Below are 7,020 nucleotides of genomic sequence, written 5' to 3' on the forward strand. Positions count from 1 at the left end.
CACCTACTGATAGCGATACAATATCTGCTACTTTTGTAAAGTCGTCTACGTCGGAACTCGAGGTTGAAAACATGCCAACACCCGTCATCGTCGGTGCCGCCAGGACGGCGATCGGCCGGTCGTTCAAGGGAACGCTGGTCAACACGCCGCCCGAAACCCTGATCACCACCGTGCTTCCGGAGGTCGTCCGCCGGTCCGGGGTCGACCCGCAGGACATCGACGACATCATCTTCGCCGAATCTCATTACGGCGGTGGCGATCTCGCCCGCTACGCTGCCACGGCCACCGGTTTGGATCACGTCCCCGGCCAATCGGTGAACCGGCACTGCGCAGGCAGCCTGACCGCGATCGGCAACGCGTCGGCCCAGATCGGCTCAGGCATGGAGCGCGTGCTGATCGCCGGCGGCGTGCAGTCGCTGTCGATGACGCCGCTGACCAACTGGCGCATACCCGGTCCCGAATTGAAGTTCGAGGAGCGGTGGATGCCGCCGACGCACGTCGAGGGGCCGGACTCGCCGGCCAAGGACATGTCGATCACCGTCGGCTGGAATACCGCGCAGTCCTACGGCATCACCCGCGAGGAGATGGACGCATGGGCGGCCCGGTCGCACGAGCGTGCCATCGCCGCCATCGACGCGGGGAAGTTCCTCGACGAGATCATCCCGCTGAAGGTGGAACTCCCAGACGGCTCGGTCATCGACTTCAGCGTCGACGAGTTCCCCCGTCGCGGCACCACCGTCGAGAAACTGGCCGGACTCAAAGTTCTCCACCCCGAGATCGAGGGCTTTTCGATCACCGCAGGAAATGCCAGCGGCACCAACGACGCCGCCGCGGCGGTGGCGCTGGTCGAAGCCGACTACGCCGCGTCGAACGGTCTCGGAGTGCTCGGCAGGGTCACGGCGTGGGCATCCGCCGGTGTCGCCCCGCGCGACACGGGTCTCGGCGCGGTCAAGGTCATCGGCAAGGTGCTCGACCGGGCCGGCCTGAAGACATCCGACATCGCCCTCTGGGAGATCAACGAGGCCTTCGCGTCCGTGCCCATCGCGGCAGTGCGTGAGCACGGTATCGACGAGGAGAAGGTGAACTTCTCGGGCAGTGGCTGCAGCCTGGGGCACCCGATCGCCGCCTCCGGGGCGCGCATGGTGACCACGCTGATCTACGAGCTGCAACGCCGAGGCGGCGGCATCGGTGTCGCCGCGATGTGCGCGGGCGGCGGCCAGGGCGGCGCTGTCATCGTCGAGGTCTGACGCGACGTGCGGAACGGGGTCAGCGCGCGCTGGCCTCACTCCGCCGCGCCGCGGCAGCCTTGACGGGCTTGCGGCGCTGCGCGGCGGGTGTCGTGGCCTGCTGCTCGATCAGACGGGCGGCGTGATCGAGGATGCAATCGAGGCCGTACTCGAAGTTGGTCTCGTCGGACGCGCCGATCCGGTGGCCCTCGTCGGTGACCTTGGCCAGCAGCGGCGTCGTCTCTGGGTCGATGACCATCGCCTCCTCGAATGAACCGGGCCCCTCATCGGAGGACCGGTTCTTGTCGTAGAGACGCTGCAGCACAACCGATCCGCGAACGTGTACCGACACGGCGGAGTAGGTGTCGAAGGCATCCTCCGGCGTCAGGCCAGCCTCGACCAGGCCCTCGATCGCCTTCTCCACCGCGACCACGCCGAGCTTGGCCGCCCGCGGGCTCAGGGCCGAGCGAATCAGGATGAGATCGCACAGGATCGGATTCCCGAGGAACGTCGTTCGCATCGTGCGCGCGTGGTTGCGCAACGTCTCGCGCCAGTCGTTGGCCTCAACGTACGGGGTGGCGAACACATACTGCTTCAGGGCGCGATCGGTCATCGCGTTGAGCAGATCGTCCTTCTTGCGGAAGTACCAGTAAATGCTCGTCACGCCCACGCCAAGGTGCTTGCCCAGCAACGGCATACTGAGGTTGTCGATGCCGAGTTCCTCGGCCAGCTCGAACGCGCCCTTGATGATGTCATCGGGGTTGATGGACCCGCGCTCGCGTCGTTGACGCTTCTCGGCGGTCACTTGCTTGGCCACCTGGGCACCTCCATCTGATGACGACCGCATCCGCAGCCGCGCTTCGGCGGACATCAATCTACCGGCAACGCTCGCGTGCGCCGTTTGCGCGAATCCGTGTCGGGTCTCACCGGCGCCACCGTGAAGCTTACCGGTAGGTATTCAGTTTGGCGTTCATTGCGTGGTCAGCGCGCTCTTGGCGCTGCATCGCAATGAGCCGTCGCTCCCAAGACATGGCTATCGAAATGCCTATAGTAGGTTTCACCGGGTAACGGGTTCAGGAAGCAACCGAAGAGGCAAGAGGGGCACGTGGCCGACGAAATTCTCACCGAGCGCCAAGGGCGCACGCTCGTCATCACCATCAACCGACCGGAGGCGCGCAACGCGTTCAACACCGCGGTGAGCCAGGGGCTCGCGGATGCCATGGACGAACTGGACGCCACCGCTGAGCTGTCGGTCGCCATCGTCACCGGCGCCGGCGGAAACTTCTGTGCGGGGATGGATCTCAAGGCATTCATGGCCGGTGAGGTTCCCGCCATCCCAGGCCGCGGCATCGGGTTCACCGAACAGCCGCCGCGCAAGCCCGTCATCGCAGCCGTCGAGGGATACGCGCTCGCGGGCGGTACCGAGATCGTGCTGGCGACCGACCTCGTGGTCGCGTCCAAGACCGCGAAGTTCGGCATTCCGGAGGTCAAACGCGGCCTGGTGGCAGCGGGCGGCGGCCTGCTCCGGCTGCCGCACCGGATCCCGTATCAGAAGGCGCTCGAGCTGGCGCTGACCGGAGACAGCTTCACCGCCGAAGAGGCGGCCTCTTGGGGCTTCGTCAACGTGCTCACGGAGCCGGGCGAGGCGCTGGCGGGCGCGTTGGCCCTCGCCGAGCGCATCACCAAGAACGGACCCCTTGCGGTCGCGGTGACCAAGGAGGTCATCGTGAAGTCCGCCGAGTGGTCCGAGGCCGAGATGTGGAAGAAGCAGCAGGAACTCATCCTTCCGGTGTTCTCGTCCAAGGATGCGATGGAGGGCGCGACCGCCTTCGCCGAGAAGCGCGCGCCGAACTGGACCGGGTCCTGACGGCCTAGGCCGAGGTCGGGACGGGCCCCACCATGGATCTGGGCTTCGCAGGCGCCACCGCCGTCGTGGTCGGCGGCGGGCGGGGCATGGGCCTGGCCACCGCACGCTGTCTCGCGGAGGACGGGGCACGGGTGGCGATCATCGGCCGCTCGAAGAACGTCCTGGACCGGGCCGCTGACGAGCTCAGCGGCTGCGGCAGCCCGGATGCCTTCGGCGTCGTCGCCGACACCACCGACCCCGCCAGGGTCGAGGTGGCCTTCGCCGAGCTGGGCGAGCGCTGGAACGGTGAGTTGAACGTACTCATCAACACCGTAGGGCCAAGCGCCAGTGGGACTTTTGAGCAGCTGACCGACGACCAGTGGCGTGCCGCCGTCGATGACGGCGTGATGGGCATGGTGCACTGCGTGCGGACGGCGCTCCCGTTGCTGCGTAACGCGCAGTGGGCGCGAATCGTCAACTTCTCGGCGCACTCGACGCAGCGTCAGAGCATCATGCTGCCCGCCTACACCGCCGCCAAGGCGATGGTGAACAGCGTCTCCAAGAACCTGTCGCTGCTGCTGGCCCGCGACGAGATCATGGTCAACGTCGTCTCGCCAGGCAGCATCGCATCCGAGGCGCTCGTCGGCTGGGCCGAGTCGGTCGGCGTCGACGGTTCCGAGCCGTACCGACACATGGCGGCCATCGACGAGAACTTCTGCCATCCGGCGCACCTTCCCCGCGCGGGCCTGCCCGACGAGATCGCCGCTGTCGCCGCCTTCCTGGCGTCGCGGCGCAATTCCTACATGACCGGGGCCAACGTGAACGTGGACGGTGGTTCGGACTTCATCTGACGGTATGGGAGCGATGCAATGGCGAATGCGAAGGAAGCTCGGGACTGGGCACCGGATGCGTTGCGCGGCATCGGCGACTCGCTCTACACCCCATTCTGCGGTATGGATGGCGACGACATCGACTGGGCCGCCTACCGCACGCTGGTGCGGTACTGCGTCGGCGATCTCGGCCACGAAATGCTCTGGTGCACGAGCGGGCTGTCCGAGTTCTGGGCGCTGACGCTTCAGGAGCGCAAGTGTCTTCTCGAGATCGCGATCACCGAGGCGCGGGCGCTGGACCCAGATGTGGTCATTCAGGCCTGCACGTCGTCGATGTCGGCCAAGGACAGTCTGGAACTGACCCTTCATGCTCAGGAGGCAGGCGCAGACATCGTCTACCTCCAGACGCCGATGATGGAGGTACACGGCGGCGAGGGCGTACTGAACTTCTTCCGCTACATCGCTGATCGGACCGACATAGCGCTGGGCATGTTCAATTCGCCGTCGTCGGGCTACGTGCTGACACCTGCCGAAGGCGCGCGCATCGCGGCTGAGATTCCGGCGGTGTGCGCATCCAAGGAGGGCGCGTTCCGGCCCGCCGCCACCCGGGTGCTGCACGAGATGGCGCCGAACCTGCAGATCTGGGAGTGCGACAAGACCGTCTACCGAGCGGGCTGGCTGCGTGACGGAATCGTCTGCTCTGCGCAATTGGGCACCGCGGGTTACCTTTTCGAGACGCCGCAGCGCCGAATCTACACCGAGTATTGGAACCTGATCTGGGACGGCAAGCTGATCGAGGCGATGGACTACGCCAAGGTCTCTGGCCTCGACCAGTTCGACCTCGACATCGGTTGCTGGTTCACCTGCTGCCCCGGGCGTGCGGACTACTTCACGCACTGGGGCGGGGCATTCAAATACGCGGCGTCGGTGCTCGGTCTGCCGATCGGCGATCATCCCGATTCGCGCCCTCCGCAGGCGGTCTTGCCGGACACTGCAAAGGTGCAGATTCGGGACGCCTACCAGCTTCTCTGGCTGCTGGAAGGGTGACTTCTCGACCTTGCGGAAGCCACTACCGATAGGTGTACAGTATGTCCATACATCCAGTTGAGGCCGCGTCCGGATAGGTGTGTTGGGTTGACCGTTTCCGATCAGCAGAGTCCGGTGCTCTACGACGTGCGCGACAGCGGAGTCGCCGTGGTCACGTTGAACCGGCCCGAGCGCATGAACGCGTGGGGCGGCGGTCTGGCGTCGGCTTTCTACCGCAGCATGGACGCGGCCGAGGCGGACCCCGACGTACGGGTCATCGTCCTCACGGGGAGCGGTAGGGCGTTTTGCGCGGGCGCCGACATGGGTGACCTCGACACCATAAGCGGCGCAAGCGAATCGACCGGCGGAGACACCGATGTCACCCAGTTGGTCGGAGAACGGCATCCCCACTTCGTGACCGATTTGGGCAAGCCGATCGTCGCGGCCATCAACGGAGCCTGCGCCGGTATCGGGCTCACGCAGGCGCTGATGTGTGACGTGAGGTTCGCCGCGGCGGGGGCCAAGTTCACCACCGCGTTCGCTCGGCGCGGCCTCATCGGTGAATACGGCATCTCGTGGATCCTGCCGCGCGTCGTCGGCTGGAGTGCCGCGCTCGATCTGTTGCTCAGTGGCAGGACCTTCTACGCCGAGGAGGCGGCCGACCTCGGAATGGTCAAGGAGGTCACTGCGCCCGAGGACCTGATGCCCCGAGCGCTGGCCTACGCCGAGGACATCGCCGCGCACTGCGCGCCAAGTGCGATGGCCGTCATCAAGCGTCAGGTGTACGACGATGCGCTGCGCGACCTCGTCGCCACCAGTGCGCACGCGGAGAAGCTCATGCACGAGTCGATGCAACGCCCCGACTTCATCGAGGGCATCACCGCCTTCTTCGAGAAGAGACCACCGACCTTTCCGGCGCTCAAGGAGGACAAGCCGTGAACGACCAGCGAGAAGCGAAGCGAGATCGCGCATGACGAATGTAAAGCCTCTGGACTACAGGGCCATCGACGTCGACAACCACTACTACGAGACGACCGACTCGTGCACCCGCCATCTCCCCAAGGAGTTCAAGCGCCGCGGCGTGCAGATGCTTCAGGAGGGCAAGCGGACGTTCGCCGTCATGGGCGGCGTGGTCAACCAGTTCATCCCGAATCCGACGTTCGACCCGATCATCGAACCGGGCTGTCTGGACCTGCTGTTCCGCGGTGAGATCCCCGAGGGTGTCGATCCGGCGTCGCTGATGAAGGTCGACCGGTTGCCCGACCATCCCGAGTACCAGAACCGTGACGCCAGGGTGAAGGTCCTGGACAGGCAGAACCTCGAGACCGTGTTCATGCTGCCGACGTTCGCCTGCGGCGTGGAGGAGGCCCTCAAGGGTGACATCGAGGCGACCATGGCCACCGTGCACGCGTTCAACCTGTGGCTGGACGAGGACTGGGGCTTCGACCGACCCGATCACCGGTTCCTTGCGGCGCCGATCATCTCGCTGGCCGATCCGGACAAGGCGGTCGAGGAGGTCGAGTTCGTCCTGAGCCGCGGCGCCAAGAACGTCTGCGTGCGGCCGGCCCCGGTACCCGGAGTGGTCAAGCCGCGCTCGCTGGGCGATCCGCTGCACGACCCGGTGTGGGCCCGGCTGGCCGAGGCAGGCGTTCCCGTGATCTTCCATCTGTCCGACAGTGGCTATCTCGCAATCGCGGCGCTGTGGGGCGGCAAGGGCACGTTCGAGGGATTCGGCAAGAAGGACCCGCTCGACCAGATCCTGCTCGACGACCGGGCCATTCACGACGCGATGGCCTCGATGATCGTGCACCAGGTGTTCACCAGGCATCCGAAGCTCAAGGTCGCGAGCATCGAGAACGGTTCCTACTTCGTCTACCGCCTGATCAAACGCCTCAAGAAGGCCGCCAACACCGCGCCGTACCACTTCACGGAGGACCCCGTGGAGCAGCTCAGGAACAACGTCTGGATCGCGCCGTACTACGAGGACGACGTACAACTGCTTGCGGACACCATCGGCGTGGACAAGATCCTGTTCGGCTCCGACTGGCCGCACGGTGAGGGGCTCGCCGACCCGATGACCTTCACCGCCGAC

Annotated in this window: 7 protein-coding genes; 6 read left to right on the top strand and 1 reads right to left on the bottom strand. The window is 65.8% G+C overall.

All coding sequences use genetic code 11. The annotated features are described in order from the left end of the window. The first annotated feature begins 71 nt into the window (after positions 1-71). Positions 72-1,247 (top strand): thiolase family protein, encoded by a 1,176-nt coding sequence (locus ACRDUX_RS41680; RefSeq protein WP_526423563.1) that lies wholly within the window; start codon positions 72-74, stop codon positions 1,245-1,247. 19 nt (positions 1,248-1,266) lie between these two features. Here ACRDUX_RS41680 and ACRDUX_RS41685 read toward each other — a convergent pair whose 3' ends face one another. Then, on the bottom strand, positions 1,267-2,043 hold the full coding sequence (locus tag ACRDUX_RS41685) for a TetR/AcrR family transcriptional regulator (protein WP_526423565.1): 777 nt from the start codon (positions 2,041-2,043) through the stop codon (positions 1,267-1,269). 288 nt (positions 2,044-2,331) lie between these two features. Here ACRDUX_RS41685 and ACRDUX_RS41690 point away from each other — a divergent pair, with 288 nt between their 5' ends. The 5 genes from ACRDUX_RS41690 to ACRDUX_RS41710 all read left to right on the top strand — a co-directional run. Next, positions 2,332-3,093 (top strand): enoyl-CoA hydratase/isomerase family protein, encoded by a 762-nt coding sequence (locus ACRDUX_RS41690; RefSeq protein WP_526423567.1) that lies wholly within the window; start codon positions 2,332-2,334, stop codon positions 3,091-3,093. Between the two features lie 32 nt (positions 3,094-3,125). Further along, on the top strand, positions 3,126-3,923 hold the full coding sequence (locus ACRDUX_RS41695; RefSeq protein ID WP_526423569.1) for an SDR family NAD(P)-dependent oxidoreductase: 798 nt from the start codon (positions 3,126-3,128) through the stop codon (positions 3,921-3,923). A gap of 18 nt (positions 3,924-3,941) precedes the next feature. Further along, positions 3,942-4,949 (top strand): dihydrodipicolinate synthase family protein, encoded by a 1,008-nt coding sequence (locus ACRDUX_RS41700; protein WP_526423571.1) that lies wholly within the window; start codon positions 3,942-3,944, stop codon positions 4,947-4,949. 87 nt (positions 4,950-5,036) lie between these two features. Next, positions 5,037-5,867: an enoyl-CoA hydratase gene (locus tag ACRDUX_RS41705; protein ID WP_526423573.1), complete on the top strand. Its 831-nt coding sequence runs from the start codon at positions 5,037-5,039 to the stop codon at positions 5,865-5,867. Positions 5,868-5,898: 31 nt separating this feature from the next. Then, positions 5,899-7,020 (top strand): amidohydrolase family protein (locus ACRDUX_RS41710; protein ID WP_526423575.1); only part of this gene is annotated, 1,122 nt, incomplete at its 3' end.

This window comes from Mycobacterium sp., from assembly GCF_050701675.1.
In the GTDB taxonomy this organism is placed as follows: Bacteria; Actinomycetota; Actinomycetes; order Mycobacteriales; family Mycobacteriaceae; genus Mycobacterium.